We start from the raw sequence: 21,121 nt of genomic DNA, 5'->3' as shown, positions 1-21,121 counted from the left end.
ACAATGTCAGATGCAGCGAAAGAAAGAATATTTCAAAACGACATCCTTGACCAAATGCAGTCTCACGGTTGGCTGGTGGGTGAGTCAAGCAAGTACAATAAGCAGCGAGCTCTATATACAGAAGATGTCATTATCTTTGCTAAGCAGTCACAACCTGAGCATTGGGATAAGCTAGCCAAGCACTACCCAGAGACAGACCGAAACCCAACCGCTACAGCTGACGCACTACTAAAATCACTAGAGCGAGAGCTAAAAAGCAAAGGTACGCTTTGGGTTCTACGCAATCAAATTAAAGATCGTGGTGCAAAGTTTAGCCTGTGTAGTTTTAAGCCAGACCATGACCTAAACCCAGATGCTACCGCTCGCTATGAGAAAAACATCCTGCGTGTTGTTCCTGAGCTAGTGTATTCGCCTAATGGTTATGATGGTCGCCTAGACCTAACGCTGTTTGTAAATGGTATTCCCGTTGCCACCTGTGAACTGAAGTCTGAATTTAAGCAGTCGATTGATAATGCCAAGGTTCAGTACATGAAAGACAGGCAACCAAAAGACCCTGCAACCAACAAGCCAGAACCACTATTAACCTTTAAGCGTGGTGCATTGGTACACTTTGCGGTGAGCCAATACAATGTAGCAATGACCACTCGCCTAAATGGCAAAAGCACGTTCTTCCTACCGTTTGACCAAGGTACAGCTGATGGTGGTGCGGGTAATGAACAGCCAGAGAACGAAAGTGAATACGCTACCTCTTACCTTTGGAATGAGATCTTCCAGAAAGACAATCTATTACTGATTCTTGGTCGCTACATTCACCTCGAAGTGAAAGAAGAAGAGCAACTAGACGGCTCAATCAAAACCAAAGAAACCATGATCTTCCCTCGCTATCACCAGTGGGCGGTAGTATCAAAGCTACTGAACACAGTCGATATAGAGGGAACTGGTAATAAGTATCTAATTCAACACAGTGCTGGCTCAGGTAAATCTAACTCGATTGCATGGCTATCCCACCAACTCGCATCTAAGCATTACTACACAGACCACCCAGAGCTAAGTAAGCAAACGGGCGATAAGGTATTTGACTCGGTGATTGTTATCACTGACCGAACGGTACTCGATAGCCAACTGCAAGACACCATCTATCAGTTCGACCATAACGAGGGCATGATTGCTCGTGTAAATAGAGAAGAAGCACAAGGCAGCAAGTCTAGCCAACTAGCAGGAGAGCTAAAGGCAAGTACCTCGATCATCATCGTGACCATTCAAACGTTCCCTCATGTGCTTGAAGCCATCCGTAAAGACTCAACACTTGCGGGGCGTAGCTATGCGGTTATTGCCGATGAAGCGCACTCAAGCCAAACAGGTACAACCGCTCGTAAGCTGCGTGAAGTGTTAATGGCTGAGCAATTAGAGGGCGATGAAGAACTTGATAGTGAAGATATGCTGCGCTTGTCTCTTGAAGCTCGTAAAGGCTCAAACAAGATCAGCTACTTTGCATTCACAGCAACACCAAAAGGCAAAACACTAGAGCTATTTGGTCGCCCTGAAGATCCAGACGCACCACTAAGTGATGACAACAAGCCATTGCCTTTCCATGTCTACTCAATGCGCCAAGCGATTGAGGAGGGTTTCATTCTTGATGTTCTACAAAACTACACCAGTTATCGAGTTGCCTACCAATTAGCACACGATAACCCAGCCTCAGACCAAGAGGTAGACAGTAAGAAAGCTGCAACCAAGATGGCTAAGTGGGTTCGTTTGCACCCGCACAATATCGCTCAGAAAGTAGAAACCATCATCGAACACTTCAATAGCAAGATTAAACATTTGTTAGGTGGTGAAGCGAAAGCAATGGTTGTTACGAGTAGCCGTTTAGAAGCAGTGCGTTACAAGCTTGCTTTCGAAAAATATGTCGAGAGCAAAGGCTATGAGAACGTAAATGCAATGGTGGCGTTCTCTGGTGAGGTCAATGATCCAGACTTACCCGAAGAGCAGTTTACTGAAAAGACCATGAATCCTAAGCTCAATGGTCGTGATATGCGTAAAGCGTTTGATACCGCTGACTATCAAGTCATGCTGGTGGCGAACAAGTTCCAGACGGGGTTTGATCAACCAAAGCTGGTGGCGATGTATGTCGATAAACCACTAAAAGGTGTTGAGTGTATTCAGACACTTTCACGATTAAACCGCACCTATAAGGGCAAAGATAAGACGTTTGTTCTCGACTTTGTGAATGACCCAGAAGAGATCTTGAATGAGTTTAAGGTCTACTTCCAAACCGCTGAACTGGCAGGTGTATCTGACCCAAACATTGTTTATGACTTAATGAACAAGCTTGCGGAAGCGGGTATTTATCAATGGTATGAGGTTGAGTCTTTCGTAGAAGCCTACAATAGTAAGCAAGCGAATCAAGCTAAACTCGCTAACCTATGTAAGCCAGCCGTAGACCGTTTCACGATTCGCTATAAAGAAGCAACACAAGTTCTTCAATCAACGCAAGCTGAGCTGTCAAAATCCAAGATTGAAAAGAACGACAAAGCAATTAAGTACTGCGAGAACCTAGTTAAGAACGCCAAAGAAGCACGAGACATTCTTGAGGTATTTAAGAAAGATCTAATCTCGTTCTACCGCTACTATGAGTTCACCTCACAAATCGTAGACTTCGATGACTTTGAGCTAGAGAAGCTAAGTGTATTCGCTAAGCATCTACACCCATTACTTCGCCTAAATGTTGTTGAAGATGATATAGACCTATCAGATGTTGTAATGACTCACTACCGCCTACACGAACAGCGTGAAGCAGACTTGCAACTAGGCTACAAAGTCGGTGAAGACCAGAAACATTACCTTGCTCCAACTAAAGAGGGTTCAGGCGCAACACCTAAAGACCCAAAAACGGAGTTTCTCAACGAGATCATTCAACGAATGAACGATTTGTTCATTGAGGATGGATTAACTGAAAATGATATGCTGAGTTATGCAAACACATTGTTTGGCAAAGTCCAAGATGATGAAATTGCAGTTGACCAAGCAAAGAACAACTCTAAAGAACAAGCGATGTTAGGACGTTTCCCTGAAATCGTACAAACCGCCATAATAGAGAGTATGGACACTCACAATGCAATGGCAATGAAAGCACTGTCTGACGATACGGTCAGAGACGGGCTAGCCAGTATTGTGTTCGATATGATGATGCGTGGTTTAGGTAAGTCGGTAAACACTTAATAACTAGGAATGGCACCTGTTGTAGGTGCCATTTTCTTTTTTAGTGAACTAGTTAGGGTTGTTCACAATATCGAGACTTAGCCTCTTGAATGTAATCACTCCACCATTCCATAATCTCTTTTCTTTGCTCAAAGAAATCAGTGCGATTGTAGCTTGCTCTGGTTTCGTTTTGATCGGTGTGAGATAAACAGGCTTCAATATGTAGGGTATCAAAACCTTCCTCATGCAAAGCAGTAGAGGCAATCGAGCGTAAACCATGAGCAACAAGCTCACCCTTGAAACCTAGGCTTCGTTTAAGGGCCGCATTCGCTGTATAAACGCTTACATGGCTCTTAGGGGCGCGCTCACTTGGGAACACGTATTCATGCCCTTCACTCTGCAATCTCATCTGCGATAAAATCTCAATTGCTGCCTCTGTTAGTGGCACTCTATGTTCTTTCCTACGCTTCATTTCTGCTGGTGGAATAGTCCAGCACTTTTGGTTCAGGTCGATGTCATTCCAACGTGCCCGAGCGGCTTCTTTCGGTCGAGTCATTGTGTGAAGCTGCCAAAGAATCAACAATTTAGTCTTGTGGCGAATGTTGGCGTTATCTCGTAGTTGTTTTAACAACCTATTCAGTAACTCAGGTCTTATCGTAGGCATGTGCTCTACTTCATGCTTTTCAAACGCGTTAATCATGCGAGTCAGTGGGTTCGCGATGATAATACCGCTATCAACACCATACTCCATAATTTGGTTAAGAGATTGGCAAATTCGCTTAATAGTCGATAGCTTTTGGTCGTTCTCAAGTGGGCGTAAAGCCTGCACTGCACTTAAGCGAGTGATGGAAGCAATTGGCGTTCGACCAATGTGGGGAAAGGCGTATAGTTCTAATGTTCTCCATATACGTTCGGCATGATTAGCACTCACCGTTTTCTTCTTTCTGCTGAACCACTGTTCAGCTACTGCAAAAAAGGTATTGGCTTCTTGGTGAATGGCTTTCTGCTTAAGTTGTTCTAGGTGGTCTTTGGGGTCAACTCCATTGGCGATGAGGTTACGGTGTTCTTGAGCAACTTTTCTCGCATCAGCCAATTTTAGTGCTGGGTATGAGCCAAGAGATAGTTTCTTTACCTTCTTAGTTACGGGGGCGCTATATCTGAATTGCCATGACTTTGTGCCATTTGGTCGAATACGAATGTTGAGCCCGTTCCCATCAGCGAGGATGTATTCCTTATCTCTAACTTCTGCTTTTTTGATCTCTTTGTCGGATAGTCTGACGGTTAATTTTGGCATGCGAACCCCTCAGTAAAATTTGCGAGGAGTATACAGGAGTTTGGTTGCATGGGGTACATTGTGGGGTACAAAAAACTCCGGAAGCAAGGAGTTTGCTTAGGACGTAATAAAATCACATATTAATTATAAGTCGTTGAATTTAATTGGTAAGTTAGAATTTGCGGGATGTTGTTGGAAGTTAATGCTTAGGTCCCGGAAACCATTGGATAGACATAGAACTAACCTTGAAATTCAAACTTGGCACAATTGTAAGGGGAATTGAGGGAGAGTAAAGTATTCATATGGTCTGGATGAGCAGATTATTGAAATATCAATGCCAATCATCAAACAGAAAGACCGTTCCAATGATAGCTTGATAGCCAAAGCACTACTGGAAATGTTCAATCACTACTTTGATGTACCCGACTTCGCGATGCGAGATGAAGTGTTCTTTATTTGGGTTGAGCTTGTCGATACGGTGTTTATTGTTATCGCAGATGAAACACGGTGACATTACCGCCGAGTACGCGGACGAAGCGAGACGCGTTGCTAAGGCGTATTTAGGCACTTATCTTGATGTCTCACTTCCTTTGAAGAAAGCGTAGTAAATAGGACTTACACTCGTTATCTCGAGTGTCTTGCCCCGTGAAATAGTTTTACACGCAGAGCTGAAAACCATTGCGGCCATTGTTTTTCGCCTCGTATAGCGCTTGATCCGCTTGCTGGAACCAGCGTGTTAGTTGATTATACGAGGTTAACTGACCTGATGTTGCACCCACGCTAATCGTAAGTACGTTACTTGTAGAAGAATACTCGTGTTTTAACTTTATTTCTCTAACCTGAAAGACAAGTTGTTCTAAATAGTCGTTGATCTCAAGTGGGTGATCCCCTGCAATCAGGATACAAAACTCTTCGCCACCGTATCTTGAAACGAGCTTCTCATAAGGTGTTTCAACAGCTTGGAGGGCTTTGGCTACCTTGCGCAAAGCAGCATCACCTTCTAGATGCCCATAGTTGTCATTGAATAGCTTGAAATGGTCAACGTCAATTAATACCACAGCAATGTATTTATATTTGAGGTTTTCAATCAAATTATGAGCGGTTTCAAACAAGGACCTTCTATTGGCTATTTGAGTGAGTGCGTCAATCGTTGACTGCTCTTTTAAGATTGCGCGCTTATCTTCGAGTTCCGTAATTAAATCATTGATTTGGCGAGCGAAGCTACGCATCTCTTTCGAAATAAAAGTATCCTCACTTGGTAGGCGATCTCCTGATTTTTGGAATTGCTTTAGGTACTGCTGCGCGGCCTTTAACGGCTTGATTAGATTAGTAACGACATGCAGGTTCACCATAAAGGTGATTAGAGCAAACAAAGATAAGGCGGCAATTTCGGCTGTAGGAAGGAATTCAGGCAAAGTTTCATTGTGAGAGACGTTAATTGCAATTTTAACTTCATCGTCAATCAGAGCATTTCGGTATAGAACCGTATTGTTTAGACCGACATCTGCTACGGATCCTTTAGCAGGGTATATGCTAATACCTACCCCTGTGGATGCCTCAATATCTTTAATGAACTGTTCTCTAATTTTTCGAATAAATAGCAAATAGCCATGTTGGCATTGTTGACCGGAGCTTAGACAAATTCGAGAGGAGGCAGCCATAAATACTGAGCCATCAAAAGTTGCATAATCTAGGAATGATTCGATGGTATTTTGTGACGCGTCAAATGCACGTGATAAAACCTTATTCACTACCTCGTGATCTTCGAGCGCAAGAAATTCCATATCCACAACACTTTCACCATTGTATGCACCACTCCAAACCGTGTTTCCTTGTGGATCGAATATTACGATGGCATCGATATGTTTCGAGGAGAAGGCGTGAGAGCCTATACTATCGGCTATAAATAGTGGGTCTGGATTGTCTACATATCGGGCCATTGACGTCCACGCCGCATAGTCCTCAACGGAAGCACGAATCTCTAACTCTTCCATTCTAAGCACGGTATTTACGCGTTCTAGTTCAAACTGTTGTCTGCCTTTAGATTGCTCTAGTGCTTGGCCGTAACTCCAAAAGATTTTGAACGACAGGTAGAAAAACAGAAACAGCACGGCCGCGATCATTGACACAAAGATGGTGATCTGGCGAATGCTTAAATGTTTAAAGTTATATAACAATGATGACTCACCTGTGTTTCTGATGATGTTTTCTTATTTGCTCTAATGCGTAAGTTAAGTGTAGAGGGGTTACTGGAAAGCAAAAAATAAATCGATTAGAAATATCTATTTATCGGCGCTTCGTAGCAAAATACTACTGACCACCGAGCGTGTGTGGAATGGGGTGGTGACGAAACCTACAAATTAACACTATTCTCTTTTAAAGTGAGTTAATTATCAATAGTGAGTTTGGTCTTATATGAAAGCTGAACAACACCAATTGTCGTAATGTTAGGTACGAGTTGGATAAGTATTCTCTGACTGGATAGGTCTTATATATTGATACGAAACTAGATCTAGGTTTCTGTACTTTTACTTGCGCTAAAATGTCCAATTGAACTAGTGAATTACTTCAAAATTTTAAAATTGAGTTAAATTAATATTTTGTCATAATTTGATTATTTGTTTATATTCGCGAGCAACATAATTAATACAAAAGTACTAGATTGATGACAGCCCAACTCTCTACCGCACGTGAAACGCTACTAGAAAATCATGATCAACTAGTCTCTACGACTGATCTAAAAGGTGTAATTACGTATAGTAATGAAGCCTTCTCTCGAGTCGCTGAATACTCTCAACAAGAATTGTTAGGTCAACACCACAATATCGTTAGACACGGCGACATGCCGAAAGCAGCCTTCGCGGATATGTGGCGAAACCTAAAGCAAGGAAAGGCGTGGCGTGGGATAGTAAAAAATCGCACTAAGTCAAATGGTTACTATTGGGTTGATGCCTATGTCACTCCCATCTATCAAGATAATGAAATGGTGGGTTATCAGTCGGTACGTGTAAAGCCAAAGCGCGAGTGGGTCAATATCGCAGATAAGGCTTACAAGGGGCTTTTGAAAGCTGAAAAGTCGGGCAGAGCATGGTCACTTAAGATCAGTGACACGGTTCGTTATGCGGTGCTTCTTGGTGCTCTGGGTGCGCCTTTGGCCTCAAGCATGATGGGCTTGCAGGGAGTGCCGAGCTTTCTACTGAGTCTGGCGCCAGTCGCGGTGATTGTAGCACTGTTTAGACAAGAGCTGATTGATACGCCAAAACAACTGAGTAAGCTCCAAACTGAATATGACAGCGTTAGCCGTTTAGTCTTTTCGGGAAGCAAAAAATTCTCCGTCGCTGATTTCCACCTCAAGCTGTCGTCAGCGCGAATCCGAACCGTACTTGGGCGAATGAGTGATTCGGCTATGCCACTTCAAGATCTTGCCGACAATCTAAGTGCGACTTCCTATCAAGTGACAGAAGCACTCGACCAACAGACCAAGGATATTCTGCAAGTGCGAGAAGCGACAGAGGAAGTAGAGCTCACAGCGAATGAAGTATCCTCGAGCACACAAGATGCTCATCAGATAGTTGATGTGACGTTGAAAACCTGTGCCGGTGCAAAAGAGAGCATCAATCAAACGCATCACAACCTAACTAACTTAAGTGTACAGGCAGAAAAGGCGACACAGACGACGTATCAGTTGAGTGAACAAGCTCAAAAAGTCAGTAAGATGATGGAAGAAATCGGTGGTATCGCTGAGCAAACCAACCTGTTGGCCCTTAATGCAGCTATTGAAGCGGCGCGAGCGGGTGAACAAGGCCGAGGCTTTGCTGTGGTTGCGGATGAAGTTCGCGCACTCTCGGGGCGCACATCCAATGCGACCGTTCAAATTAAAGACAGCATTGATGCCATGTTGGGCACTATTGAAAGTTGGCAAAAAGATATCTTAGCCAACCAAGAGCAAACCAACGCGTGTAGCGATGTGGCGAGTGTCAGTGCTGAGAAGTTGTCTGAGGTGGAAGAGCTTATGACGTCGATGAATCATTTAATGCAGTCGGTCGAAAGCTCAGCAAATAAGCAGCGTGAACTGTCGAGTGAAGTGAATTTGCATATTCAATCTATCGCCTCAACCTCAGAGCAAAATCTAGCGGCAACTCGCGCTGTAAAAGAACACTCTAATGAGCTGAAAGAGCAGGTGGATGAGTTCCATCAGTTGGCTAAACGCTTTGAAGATAAATTATAACTCGCTCTGATTGAAATCGCCCTCTAACCTAGTGGGGGCGATATTTTTTGCTTCACAGAAAGAACTTTCCCTACCTATACTTATCCAAGTAGTTGAATTATTAATACTAATTAATACTATAGTTAGTAGATAAATTAGGATGACCAAGGAAGGAAGAGCATATGAAGATGCTGTCTCGCTTAGTGCTTAGTGGATTGATTGCCGCGAGTACAAGCTTTGGGGCTTACGCCGACGTTATAGAAACGACGACTCTGGTTGGATTTGGCAAAGCGAAATACCCAGAAAATTTCGCTCACTTCGATTACGTCAACCCAGATGCGCCCAAATACGGCAAAGTGACATATGGTCAAATGGGGACTTACGACAATTTCAATCGATACGCGTCGCGCGGAGTTGCTGCCGCGGGAAGTGGTCAGCTTTACGATACGCTTATGTATTCCCCAAGCGATGAGATTAACACCTATTATCCGCTGATTGCCAGTAAGGCGCGATACTCAGACGATTATATGTGGTTAGAGCTCGACATTAATCCTAAGGCACGATTTCAAGATGGCGAGCCTATTACGGCCCATGATGTTGCTTTTACCTTCCAGAAGTTTATGACCGAGGGTGTACCTCAATATCGCTCTTACTACAAAGCCATTAAATCTGTCACCGCCAAGTCTGACCTCGTCGTTCGTATAGAGATGTCTGAACCAGACAGAGAGAAACTGTTTAGCTTCGCTCAGTCTACTCGTGTACTACCTAAGCACTTCTGGCAAGACAAAAAATTTTCTGAACCTCTCAATGAGCCACCAGTTGGCAGCAGCGCTTATAAGGTCACCGACTACAAGCCAGGGCAGAGCGTGACCTATACATTAGACAAAGACTATTGGGCCAAAGACCTTCCGGTGAATGTGGGTCGTAATAACTTTGAACAGATTCAATACGACTACTACCGCGATGACACTGTTATGCTTGAGGCTTTTAAAGCGGGTGAGTTTGATATCCGTATTGAGAGCGAACCGAAATTCTGGGAGAACTCTTACACAGGCTCGAACTTTGATAAAGGATACATCAAAAAAGAAGTGATCCCACATTCGCAGCCTCAGCAAGCTAATGGTTTTGTGTTCAATATTCAAACCGAGGTATTTAAAGATCCTAAAGTACGAGAAGCCATTACTTACGCACTCGATTTTGAATGGATGAATAAAAACCTTTTCTACAACGAAAACAGCCGTACACGCAGCTATTTCCAGAATACTGACTATGCGTCAGTAGGTTTGCCTTCAGACGCTGAAAAAGCGGTATTGGAGCCGATAAAGGATAAGATCCCTTCACGTGTATTTACCGAAGAGTACCAACCACCTAAAACAGATGGCTCGGGTCGCATTCGTAGCCAAATGCGCACAGCGTTTAAGCTGTTTAAAGAGGCTGGATGGGAGCTGAAAAACAAAGTGATGACCAACACCAAAACCGGTGAAGCGATGAGCTTTGAACTACTTATCTTCAATCCAAATGTGGAAACTTACGCGATCCCGTTTCAGAAGAATCTTAAGTTAATGGGGGTAGATATGAAGCTTCGCACGGTGGATCGTACCCAATACATCAAGCGCCTACGTGATCGCGATTTTGATATGGTTTCATCGCGCTTCTTTGCCAACGCTTATCCTAGCTCTAGCTTAATGATTGTTTGGAACTCTAAGTTCATTGACTCGACCTACAACATCGCGGGCGTAATTGATCCAGCAGTTGATTATCTGACTCAAGAGATTGCCGATAATCAGCAGAACCCAGATAAGTTATTCGCGTTAGGGCGTGCGTTCGACAGGGTGCTTCAGTGGAACTTCTACATGGTTCCTCAGTGGCATTACAGCAACTACCGCGTCGCGACATGGGACAAGTTTGAGCGACCAGATATTCGACCAGAGTATGACTTAGGTGTCGATACTTGGTGGGTATCTAAAGAGAAAGCTGCCAAGCTTCCAGAAAAACGACGTTAATTGAGGCATTGATGGCTGCATATATTTTTCGACGACTGCTGTTAGTCATACCCACTTTGTGGGCGATTATCACCATTAACTTCTTCATTATTCAGGTGGCTCCGGGTGGGCCAGTTGAACAAGCCATTGCGCAAATGGAGGGGTTAGAGTCTGGTTTGATGAGCCGCTTCACTGGGGGAGGTAACTCAGCTGACACGGCTGTCGTGGAGGAGGCCTCTTCTACGGGCTATAAAGGCTCGCGAGGCTTAGACCCAGAAGTTGTCGAAGAAATTAAAAAGCAGTTCGGCTTTGATAAACCTATCCATGAACGCTATTTCGATATGTTGAAAAACTATGTGACTTTCAACTTCGGCGATAGCTTGTTCAAGGGCGGTAGCGTGATTGATCTAATTGTTGAGCGATTGCCTGTCTCTATCTCCCTTGGTTTATGGAGTACGTTGATCATCTATCTGATTTCAATTCCACTGGGGATTTTGAAAGCGATTCATCATGGTAGTCGATTTGATATTTGGTCTAGCGCAGTCGTCATCGTCGGATATGCGATTCCAGGCTTTTTGTTTGCCATCATCCTGATTATTGTGTTTGCCAGCGGTAACTATTTTAGTTGGTTCCCGCTGCGTGGTTTGGTCTCAAGTAATTTCGAACAGCTCAACTGGTATCAGCAAATCATCGATTACTTTTGGCATTTAGCCTTGCCGATCCTCGCCATGGTTATAGGCGGTTTTGCGACATTAAGTATGCTGACGAAAAACTCCTTCCTTGATGAGATCAACAAGCAATACGTGGTTACCGCGCGAGCAAAAGGACTTGATGAGCGAGACATTCTCTACAAGCACGTTTTCCGCAATGCGATGTTGATTATTATCGCAGGCTTTCCAGCTGCGTTTATCAGCATCTTCTTCACTGGCTCAATGTTGATTGAGGTGATGTTCTCTCTAGAAGGGATCGGTCTTCTCGGTTTTGAGTCAACCATACAGCGCGACTATCCAGTCGTGTTCAGCTCACTCTATATCATGACGCTTCTTGGCCTGATCTTGAGCATAATTTCAGACCTTACCTATACCTGGGTAGATCCACGAATTGATTTTGAGGCGCGTTAATGATGTTGAAAAAGAAGCGAACTAATCCTCTTAATGAAGCGCGCTGGCTCAGATTTAAAGCCAACAAGCGTGGCTTTTGGTCTATGTGGATTTTTGGGCTGTTGTTCATCGTTAGCTTGTTTGCTGAGCTGATTGCTAATGACAAACCGTTGCTGGTGGAGTTCGATAGCCAGTGGTATTTCCCGATTGCTACCCAGTACGCTGAAACTGAGTTTGGCGGTGAGTTTGAAACCGAGGCAGACTATACCGATCCTTATGTGATCGAGTTAATCGAAGAAAAGGGTTACATCGTCTGGCCGTTAATTCGATTTAGCTACGATACCATTAACTTCAATATCGGCGGTGCAGTGCCTTCACCTCCGGACAATGTCAATTGGTTGGGGACTGATGACAAAGGCCGAGACGTATTGGCGCGGGTCATCTACGGCTTTCGTATTTCGGTCCTGTTTGGTTTTGTTTTAACCATAGTTTCGAGTGTCATTGGTGTGGCAGTCGGCGCTACTCAAGGTTATTACGGTGGCTGGTTAGATTTGTTTGGTCAACGCTTTATCGAAGTGTGGTCGGGTATGCCGACACTTTTCTTGCTCATCATATTATCCAGTTTTGTCGAGCCCAATTTCTGGTGGTTGCTCGGGATTATGGTGGCATTTAGCTGGATGAGCTTAGTCGGGATAGTGCGCGCTGAGTTCTTACGCTGTCGTAACTTTGATTATGTGCGTGCCGCGCAGGCGATGGGTGTGGCCGATAAGCGAATTATGCTGCGTCACATGTTGCCCAATGCTATGGTTGCGTCTCTGACCATGATGCCTTTTATCCTTTCAGGTTCGGTAACAACGCTAACCTCCCTAGACTTCTTAGGTTTTGGTTTACCCGCAGGCTCGCCTTCATTGGGTGAGTTACTCGCGCAAGGTAAAGCCAACTTACAAGCGCCATGGCTTGGCTTTTCAGCATTCCTTGTTCTCTCCGTGATGCTAACTTTGCTGGTGTTTATCGGTGAAGCAGTCCGTGATGCCTTTGACCCTCACCACCAAGGAAGATAGCGATGTCTGAAACTGTACTTACAATTAATGGCTTATCTGTCGGGTTTGGTCGTAAGAGGCAAGTCGAACAGGTGACTAACGAGGTATCACTTTCGATTAAAAAAGGTGAGACGCTTGCCTTAGTGGGTGAAAGTGGCTCTGGTAAATCGGTGACAGCTAACTCTATTCTTAAGCTGCTCCCACAAGGCTCTTCTCACTACCTTTCAGGCAACATCGAGTTTGATGGTATCAATATCCTAGAGTGTTCAGAGCGCCAGTTGAGAGGTATCCGAGGTGGAAGAATCGGCATGATTTTTCAAGAGCCAATGGTTTCGCTTAATCCGCTGCACAAGATCGGTAAACAACTGGTTGAAACACTGGCTATCCATAGAGGGATGCGCCAACGAGTTGCAGAAGCACTCGCTGTTGAGTGGTTGGGAAAGGTGGGCATTCGTAACCCTGAGCACAAGGTTATGGCATATCCGCATGAACTGTCTGGAGGAGAGAGGCAACGAGTAATGATTGCCATGGCACTGATTAACGAACCCGAGTTGTTAATCGCTGACGAACCGACGACAGCGTTGGATGTCTCTGTACAGGCTCAGATACTCGATCTATTAAAGCAGCTACAACAAGAAATGGGCATGGCAATGCTGTTTATTACTCATGACTTGAGTATTGTAAAACGAATTGCTGATCGTGTATCTGTCATGCAAAACGGTAGTTTGGTTGAAACTGGCAGCTGCGAGCAGATATTCAACTCCCCGGTACATGAGTACACACAAAAGCTGATTAATTCCGACCCAAGGGGCTTGCCTGTCAAAATCAGTGAGCAAGCTTCCTCTTTACTTGATGTGAGTAACTTACGTGTTTGGTTCCCGATTACTGGTGGGATCTTCAAACGAGTGGTATCGCATATTAAAGCCGTTACCAACATGAACTTTGAGTTAAAGAAAGGGCACTCGATAGGGCTCGTAGGTGAAAGTGGTTCGGGTAAATCAACCACAGGAATGGCAATACTGCGCTTGGTCAAATCCGAAGGTTCTATCGCTTATCAAGACAACGAGCTTCAAGGCTTAGATAGAAAGGGCATGTTGCCTTATCGAAGTAAGATGCAGGTAGTGTTTCAAGACCCATTCTCTGCGTTGAATCCTCGTATGTCGGTAGCGCAAGTGATTGGTGAAGGGCTGCGGGTACATCAGACGCTGAGCGAAGATGAAATAGACCAACGAATTTGTGACGTAATGGCTGAGGTCGACCTAGACCCAGAGACAAGACATCGCTACCCAAATGAGTTTTCTGGCGGACAAAGGCAGCGTATTGCAATCGCGCGGGCGTTAATCCTTAAACCAGAGTTTATTCTGTTAGATGAGCCAACGTCTTCTTTAGACAGGACGGTACAAGCGCAGGTGCTCGATCTGCTGAAATCACTCCAAGAGAAGTATCAACTCACCTATTTGTTTATCAGCCATGATTTGAATGTAGTGCGCTCGTTGTGCCATTACACAATTGTAATGAAGCAAGGGGAGATCATCGAACAAGGCGAGACGCAGGAATTGTTTAGTCGCCCGCAACAACCCTATACGCGGCATCTAGTCAATCTTTCCTCTTTGTAATTACACCTCATAAAAAACCAGTAGTGGGGCGCACTACTGGTTTCAATATGATATTTATGTGGCTTGATACAACTGGCTTATAGAGCAACGCTGCTGTCAGCTGACCAAGTCTTCTCAAATTCTTTACTTACATCGTACTCATTTAGGTGAGCTACGTGGAAGTTGAGCAAATCAAGATCGTATGATGGCTCTGTGTAGACGTTGCCTAAGCTGATCGCTTCAACTAGGCGGTCGGCTTGGTCTGCGGCATAGTGGTCGTTACCTAGGCGAGTTTTGCTTTTAAGTTGATCGCGCAGCTCACTAACGACCATTTCGTATTCAACTTGAGTGAATCCTGCCGCAATCGCACGCTCTATTTCAGATTTCACTACGCTTTCTGTTGTTGACTTTTCGTCAGATGACATCTCCGTGATACGAATTTGCGATAGCAGGCGGTGATCAAAAAGAACCTCATTCTCGACAGAGACTTTCGCTTGAGAATGCAGCTGTTCAAGAGCGTTTTGAATACGATATTCTAGCATCTTGTTGGCTAAAGTAGTTAGCAAGATCTCTTTACGTTGCAGTTTACTGTCTTGCTCGTCTTGGAGTATTTTAAGCGTGCTTACTGACAAGCCAGTATCATTCGAAACGCTTGGCTCAAAATAAGCGTCCAGTGCCATGCTGTTTGCTGCATCGATTTGTTTTGATGTGCCTTTAACCCATCCAGAGAACTGGCGTTGGATTAGCTTAGTTGTCTGTCTTGTGTTAATACCACCAGTAACAATAACGGTCACGTTTTGTGGTACATAGAATTTTTGCTTGAACTCGTTGCCGTTTGTATTGGTCGCTAGGCTTTTCTGCATAGCGGCTAAGCTTGCTTCTATCACGTTTGCATCCGCATGCAAAAGATCGAGGCTAAATACGGTTTGTTCTAGTTCAGTCGTGGCTTTCCAGTCACTGCTTTTTACTGCAGAACTCGCAGCTAGCTTGGCCGTTGAGCCCTGAGCATTAGTTTGCTGAGCGGTGCCAGATCCAATCAGGATACGTAGGGATACTTCATCAGAGCGACGAGTGGTTGGTAGGATAACAAAGCGTAAACCATTGTTTAACTCAGCAACCATGGTATTGGTTGGCATCTGAATATCGGTATGCTCGAACCATAAGGCTGAGTTAGTTGAAGCTGAAACGACAGGTGAAAAAATTAGCGTTGCAGAGAGAACTGCACCAATCAAGCTACGTACTGAATAAGACACTTTTTTACTCCAGAGGCAGAAACAACAGTTAGTTCCGTGTCCAGTAATAACGATTTTATTTACGTTATCAGTGCTTTATCTATCCTTGATTGAGAAGCTAGGCTTCACCAAACACCGTTACCTGTAGCCATAATTCTGGCGAGGTATATGAACTGGTTTATAAATTTGTGTGAATTCTCTACAACTAAAGTTAATTAGTCAAATGGAATGATGAATTCGGTGAATAAGTCTCGGATATGAGACAGGGGGTTATATCTTGGTATAGTGGCTAGCACTGGCAAGGGAAAGTGGCTTGGAGAACCAATAACCTTGTAGGTAGGCGGCTCCCATATCGGTGAATACACGTTGCATTGCTGCATCTTCAATACCTTCGATAACAATATCGATATTGTAGGTGTTACACAGATTGGTGATAAATGAGAGGTATTCGAACGTGACTGGATTTTCTAGTGAACGCCAAGCAATTGATTTATCGATCTTTATCTGTGACAGCGGCAAATCAAAAAAACTGTTCAATGAGCTATAGCCCGCGCCAAAGTCATCCAAAGAGAGCTGAAAACCAAATTGCTTCAGTCGCAATAGCTGCGAGATAGCGTCTTTGTTGTCATCTAATATGATGGTCTCAGTTAGTTCGAGCATGATTGAGTTAGCATTGACACCAAATTCTTTGGTAATCTGCTTAACGTTGTCAGGAAACTGTTGGCTAAGCAACTGAAGCACTGAAACATTTACATTAACTTTGATTTCTTCAGTGTGCGTTTGCTGGTACTTGTTGATAAAGCAACAGGCCTTCTCAAACACGAAGTAGCCTAGTTCACTAATCAAACCTTTCTTTTCCGCCACAGAAATGAATTCGTCTGGGTATATCTCTCCTATCGTATCGCTGCGCCAACGTACTAGGCTTTCAAAGCTTGCGACCTTATCCGATTTGCAACAGACGATAGGCTGAAACTTAACCGACAGATTACCGTTACGTATTGCATTGCCAAGCTCTTGATCAATATAGAAATGGCGATCTATTTGAGTTTTAGTACTCCCAGCATAGATTCGAACAGAGTGCTCGGAATTAGCTACGGCGAACTGACAAGTTTGCGCGGCAACACGGACAATTTCGTCAGTGTCACAATTTTCAGTGATGTTTGGGTAGATACCGATACTGATTTCGTTTGCAAACAGGAAATCGAGCGTTCTAATCGCTTCTTTGTAGACTTTGGTTATACGACGAGCCAATTTGTTGAGGGCCGAATCATCCAACTGACCACGTACAATGATGGCAAAATCGTGTGATTGGATACGGTACATGTCAACGAACTGTTCGGGAAAGTCACCGAGTACTTTAGTTAAGCGCGAAAGCAGATCACGCATCATTTGACCACCATAAAGTGATTGATACGAACGTGTGACCCCAGGTTGAATGTACATTAGGTGGTGTGTTTCTTGGTTCACCACCTTAAGGTTATCAAGATCCATCGCCAACTTTTGTTCGTTAGCTAATCCAGAAGAACCATCGGTTAAAGATGTTTGCTGAACATAAGATTCCATCAATTTTCTATCAGAGATATCGCGATGGCAGCCAATCATGAATCTCTTTCCATTGACTGTTTTCGTCACGGCAGTGCCCTCAAGCCATATGTAACGGCCATTGGTACAACGAATGCGATATTGAGTGACAACGCGAGCGCCATCTTGCTGAATGTGCTCATCCACTTTTTCGCCGAATGCGATTTGATCTTGAGGATGAACAAGGTCAGTCCAGCTTTTTAAATCGGTATGTCCAGATTCGATGCCAAAGCGTGAGTAAAAAGAAGGATTATAGAAGCAAACATATTCATTACCCGACATATAGAAAATGCCATCGTTAAGCACATCAATCATATGGCGGAAATGATTATCCATCAGATCATCAAGTTCAGCACCGGTGAGCCCCAGTACTGCGGATTCAATTTTCTCTACAAGCTCATCATCCGTCCCAGAGACTAGGGACAGTTTTGGTGGAGACACGACGTTGTCAATTGAATGATCCATTGAAAATCTATATACCTGATAACTCTGTGGTTTATCTTTGTTACGTGATATTTATTATACTTTTAATCACTTATTCTGTTAGTAATACAGGATTTGAGTTTTGATCTCTAGCATATCAATCGCATTATTTATTAGTTGCATAAAAAATATTAACTGTAGCTCACAGAGTAACCAAAGTTGTTGATATTTCACTTGATAAACCAACAGTTTCAGCATGGTTTCTGAGTGAGCTAAGAGCGAAACTTGCTGAGTATTCTGACAAGAGCATGTGATGTTTTTATAGTAAATATATGATTATAATGTTTTATTCACCTAGTTTAACAAATAAGTCGCTTAGCTAAAGCATACTCACAATCTTCAACACAAAAGTAATCGCGGTATTGTTATGAAGTCACAGTTGGATCTCAACTTACTCAAGGTGCTTCCTTTGTTAGAAAAGCATCGCCAACTTAAACTTGTAGCTAAAGAGTTAGGTAAGACAGAAAGTGCTGTGAGTAAGCATCTGGCTAAGTTACGTGAGCAATTGGGTGATCAGCTTTTTGTCCGAGGAGCATTCGAGTTTGAGCCGACGGAATATACGCTCAATCTATTGCCTAAAATCACTAAAGGTCTCAATTTGATCGACGATGCGGTGCAGCCAGTTGAACTTGACCCAATGACTTATGATCAGCCGATAGTGCTCGCTTTACCCAGTTTGGCACAATACTTAATAGGCAAATCTTTGTTATTGGATTTACTTGAGACGTTTCCTAAAGCAGAAATTCAGATCACGACCTGGTCTGATTCTTCAGTGGAAAAGATTCACGATGAGAGTATTGATATTGGTGTGCAGTATTTTAACGATGAACAGGTTAAAACCATATACCAACATCATTTGGGTAAGTACAAAGGGGCGATTGTTTGTGCGGAAAAGTATCAACATCGTACTTTGGATGAAAAACTGGCTATGCCTTATGTGTTGATGGAAATGAAAGGCTGGCAAGATAAGAAAGCGGTCATCAAGCGCACGCTTGAGTCCAACGGCGTAAAGATTAATAAGGTTGCGACCGTTGATGATATGACCTGTTTATTCGAAATGTTGTGTGAAATGGAATGTGCGACACTATTGCCAGCAACGAGCCATTTAAAAGCTCGCACTGACTACAATGTCACGGTATTACCTGAGAACTTACAAATTGAACAGCCTCTGTCCATTGTTGCTAATTATAAACTTGTAAACCATGACAATCCTTTGCATAGGTTGCTAGTTAAAAAACTCAAGCAGCATTTGTTCTAACTTCAGAGACATCTACATAGACGTGTTGTTGAAGATTCATCAATTCGACGATTGAGTCCACTTTGTACTTATCCAGTATTCGAGATTTGTAGGTACTGATAGTCTTTGAGCTTAAAGATAAGATCTCTGAAATTTTCTTGTTGCTATAGCCTTTGACTAGGTAATTGAATACGACAGTTTCTCGATTTGAAAGCGTAGTACAGCGCTCGCTCTGTCCAAGACCTTTGCGTTTAAACACCGAGTAACCGCCAGCGACGCGAATAATTGCCTCACGAATAACTGGGGTGTCTTCACGCTTTGTGATATACCCGTTTGCACCTAGCTTTCTTGCTGTATCTGAATACATAGGGTGGTCGGTATTAGAAATAAATAGCACTTGGCCTTTATAACCATGAGCACGAACTCGCCTTAAAAATTCAAATCCATCTGAGCCCTCTAGTTCTACATCTAACAGCACCAAGTCGATATCGTACGTCTTCAATACCTGTATACCGAATACGGCGGTTGAAGCTTGGTAGACTTGCGAATGCGCTAGCCCGTCATAGACAAATTGAGAAATGGCTTCGCGCATGATTGGCTGGCTATCTAGTACTAGAACATTGGTATCTCTGGTCATCACTACTTTCTCTTATTGGTATACTTGGGACTAATGCGTCCTATGCGTTGTGTTGAGGAGTGCAATGTAAGGGATTCCGAACGGAAAAGGCGGAAAAGCCAGTTTTCCAACGTGGAAAGTGTGTCAGGTGAGTGTAAAAAAAGTCAGCTAGTTGTTGTTATTCAGATATTTGGACATGATGTTGTCAACAGTACCATCTTTCTGAAGTTGCTCTAATGTCTGGTTAAATTTTTCAACGAAATGTGCTTTGTAAGGGTATTTACTTGGGGATACTTTGGTAAACCCTAAGTAACCTTGTTCGCCGCTAATTGAAGTGCCTAATGTTAGCTCCCAGTTTGGTTTTACCGCTCCTTCGTGAGTAAGCAGTTTTATTTCCCATAAAATAGAGAGCCGATCATTGATGTAGCAGTCAATGCGGTTTTTGTACAAGTTAAGAAGGTTGGCTCGATTGCCTTTGGCTTCTTTTAAAAAGATCTTCCTTTGTTTAACGGCCTCCCAGAACTCTGTTCCTCCAAGAGCGAAGGCCTCATTGATACCAATTGTTAGCCCAAGATAATCAGCAGGCCAACGTTTTAACTGTCGGTTCTTAACGCTATCTGGTTGGCAGTAAACGACAACCTCCTCATTCAAGATGGGAACAGAGTAGGGGGAGATATAAGGGCGCTTATCTGTGTAGTAATAGGGAGGGTAAAGCGCAAAGCCTTCTCCTACTTCAAGCAACTTAAGTCCTCGCTTCCATGGTACTAGGGTGATTTTAACTCGGTATTTGGGCATACCATCGAATACCGCTTGAAGAATTTCAGTGTAAATGCCTTTTGCTTGACCATTTTCTATGTAGCTATATGGAGGATAAGCGTCATCACCGTAGATAACGACGTTAGTAGGAGGATGATAAGCCATACAGGCACTACTCAATGGAAACAGTAACGGTAGCAAAGACCATTTCACGACGTTGAACCTTACTTGTATCTTATACTTATTATTAACTTTAGTTTATTTATAAAGATATTGAGATTAGACTCTCTTTTTTGTTTAAGAAAGACCATAAGGCATCGTATGGACCAAGATTACGAACAGGGTGAAGAGATCGAGATCGAAGCGATTGGAATCGAAGTCTCGTCACAGCCAATAGAGTTGTATAAGGTATTCAAAATAGCCAACTTAGTCGGTGGTGGAGGTGAGGCGAAGCACCTTATTGCTGAAGGTTATGTTGCCGTCAATGGCGAATTGGAAACGCGTAAACGTCGTAAGCTCTACGATGGCGATTTTTTTGAATTTAACCAAGAATATTATGTTGTGGTGTGCGATGCGCCAGTGACCGAGCCTGAAGTGAAACCTGAGAAGGTAGATATAGCGAGCAAGCAGGCGAACTCTAAAAGTCGCAAGCCGTCAAAAGATATGTCATCACAACCGAAAAGCAAAGAATCGAAACCTGCCAAGAAAAAGGGCAACGGTCGTTCCACTATCGATTTTTTCTAAATTCTATTGATTTCAAAGGGAGCTATTAGAGCTCCTTTTTTTACATCTTTACTCTAAGTTACTCATTTATCACA

15 protein-coding genes are annotated in these 21,121 nt (G+C 43.5%); 9 read left to right on the top strand and 6 right to left on the bottom strand.

Translation table 11 applies throughout. The annotated features are described in order from the left end of the window. The first annotated feature begins 3 nt into the window (after positions 1-3). The gene (locus IX91_RS20130) at positions 4-3,222 is read left to right on the top strand and encodes a type I restriction endonuclease subunit R (protein WP_004749131.1); all 3,219 of its coding nucleotides are present in this window, start codon (positions 4-6) and stop codon (positions 3,220-3,222) included. 52 nt (positions 3,223-3,274) lie between these two features. On the opposite strand, the gene IX91_RS20125 is transcribed toward IX91_RS20130, so the two are convergent. Further along, positions 3,275-4,495 carry a tyrosine-type recombinase/integrase gene (locus tag IX91_RS20125; protein WP_004743653.1) on the bottom strand — a complete coding sequence of 407 codons (1,221 nt, stop codon included), beginning with the start codon at positions 4,493-4,495 and terminating at the stop codon, positions 3,275-3,277. 313 nt (positions 4,496-4,808) lie between these two features. Here IX91_RS20125 and IX91_RS26510 point away from each other — a divergent pair, with 313 nt between their 5' ends. Then, positions 4,809-4,985 carry a hypothetical protein gene (locus tag IX91_RS26510; RefSeq protein WP_004743654.1) on the top strand — a complete coding sequence of 59 codons (177 nt, stop codon included), beginning with the start codon at positions 4,809-4,811 and terminating at the stop codon, positions 4,983-4,985. A gap of 145 nt (positions 4,986-5,130) precedes the next feature. Here the strand turns inward: IX91_RS26510 and IX91_RS20120 are convergent, their stop codons facing one another. Continuing rightward, on the bottom strand, positions 5,131-6,651 hold the full coding sequence (locus IX91_RS20120; RefSeq protein WP_004743655.1) for a sensor domain-containing diguanylate cyclase: 1,521 nt from the start codon (positions 6,649-6,651) through the stop codon (positions 5,131-5,133). Positions 6,652-7,139: 488 nt separating this feature from the next. Here IX91_RS20120 and IX91_RS20115 point away from each other — a divergent pair, with 488 nt between their 5' ends. From IX91_RS20115 to yejF, 5 genes are all read left to right on the top strand, one after another. Continuing rightward, entirely contained in the window at positions 7,140-8,702 is a 1,563-nt protein-coding gene (locus IX91_RS20115) for a methyl-accepting chemotaxis protein (protein ID WP_004749132.1), read from the top strand. Between the two features lie 161 nt (positions 8,703-8,863). Continuing rightward, complete coding sequence (locus IX91_RS20110) at positions 8,864-10,684, top strand: extracellular solute-binding protein (protein WP_004743358.1); 1,821 nt, start codon at positions 8,864-8,866, stop codon at positions 10,682-10,684. Between the two features lie 11 nt (positions 10,685-10,695). Continuing rightward, the gene (locus IX91_RS20105; RefSeq protein ID WP_004743357.1) at positions 10,696-11,784 is read left to right on the top strand and encodes a microcin C ABC transporter permease YejB; all 1,089 of its coding nucleotides are present in this window, start codon (positions 10,696-10,698) and stop codon (positions 11,782-11,784) included. After that, the gene (locus tag IX91_RS20100; RefSeq protein WP_004743356.1) at positions 11,784-12,824 is read left to right on the top strand and encodes an ABC transporter permease; all 1,041 of its coding nucleotides are present in this window, start codon (positions 11,784-11,786) and stop codon (positions 12,822-12,824) included. Before IX91_RS20105 ends, IX91_RS20100 begins: the two co-directional genes overlap by 1 nt. Positions 12,825-12,826: 2 nt before the next feature. Further along, the gene (gene yejF / locus IX91_RS20095) at positions 12,827-14,419 is read left to right on the top strand and encodes a microcin C ABC transporter ATP-binding protein YejF (RefSeq protein WP_004743355.1); all 1,593 of its coding nucleotides are present in this window, start codon (positions 12,827-12,829) and stop codon (positions 14,417-14,419) included. A gap of 77 nt (positions 14,420-14,496) precedes the next feature. Here the strand turns inward: yejF and IX91_RS20090 are convergent, their stop codons facing one another. Together IX91_RS20090 and IX91_RS20085 are read right to left on the bottom strand one after the other, a co-directional pair. Then, positions 14,497-15,651 carry an insulinase family protein gene (locus tag IX91_RS20090; protein WP_004749133.1) on the bottom strand — a complete coding sequence of 385 codons (1,155 nt, stop codon included), beginning with the start codon at positions 15,649-15,651 and terminating at the stop codon, positions 14,497-14,499. A gap of 249 nt (positions 15,652-15,900) precedes the next feature. After that, a complete protein-coding gene (locus IX91_RS20085) occupies positions 15,901-17,676 on the bottom strand; it encodes an EAL domain-containing protein (protein WP_004743476.1) in 1,776 nt (591 codons plus the stop codon). Between the two features lie 385 nt (positions 17,677-18,061). Between IX91_RS20085 and IX91_RS20080 the strand changes: the two genes are divergently transcribed. Further along, positions 18,062-18,952 (top strand): LysR family transcriptional regulator, encoded by an 891-nt coding sequence (locus tag IX91_RS20080; RefSeq protein WP_004743477.1) that lies wholly within the window; start codon positions 18,062-18,064, stop codon positions 18,950-18,952. On the opposite strand, the gene IX91_RS20075 is transcribed toward IX91_RS20080, so the two are convergent. Continuing rightward, complete coding sequence (locus tag IX91_RS20075; protein ID WP_004743478.1) at positions 18,933-19,568, bottom strand: response regulator transcription factor; 636 nt, start codon at positions 19,566-19,568, stop codon at positions 18,933-18,935. The two genes, IX91_RS20080 and IX91_RS20075, sit on opposite strands and share 20 nt — an antisense overlap. A 147-nt stretch (positions 19,569-19,715) precedes the next feature. After that, on the bottom strand, positions 19,716-20,468 hold the full coding sequence (locus IX91_RS20070; RefSeq protein WP_004743479.1) for a substrate-binding periplasmic protein: 753 nt from the start codon (positions 20,466-20,468) through the stop codon (positions 19,716-19,718). Positions 20,469-20,624: 156 nt separating this feature from the next. On the opposite strand from IX91_RS20070, the gene IX91_RS20065 reads away from it, so the two are divergent. Further along, on the top strand, positions 20,625-21,047 hold the full coding sequence (locus IX91_RS20065; protein ID WP_004743480.1) for an RNA-binding S4 domain-containing protein: 423 nt from the start codon (positions 20,625-20,627) through the stop codon (positions 21,045-21,047). The last annotated feature ends 74 nt before the right edge of the window (positions 21,048-21,121 follow it).

It is taken from the genome of Vibrio tubiashii ATCC 19109 (genome assembly GCF_000772105.1).
GTDB lineage: Bacteria > Pseudomonadota > Gammaproteobacteria > Enterobacterales > Vibrionaceae > Vibrio > Vibrio tubiashii.
Note: the sequence above shows the minus strand (reverse complement) of the source record. Positions and strands in the feature narration are given on the sequence as shown.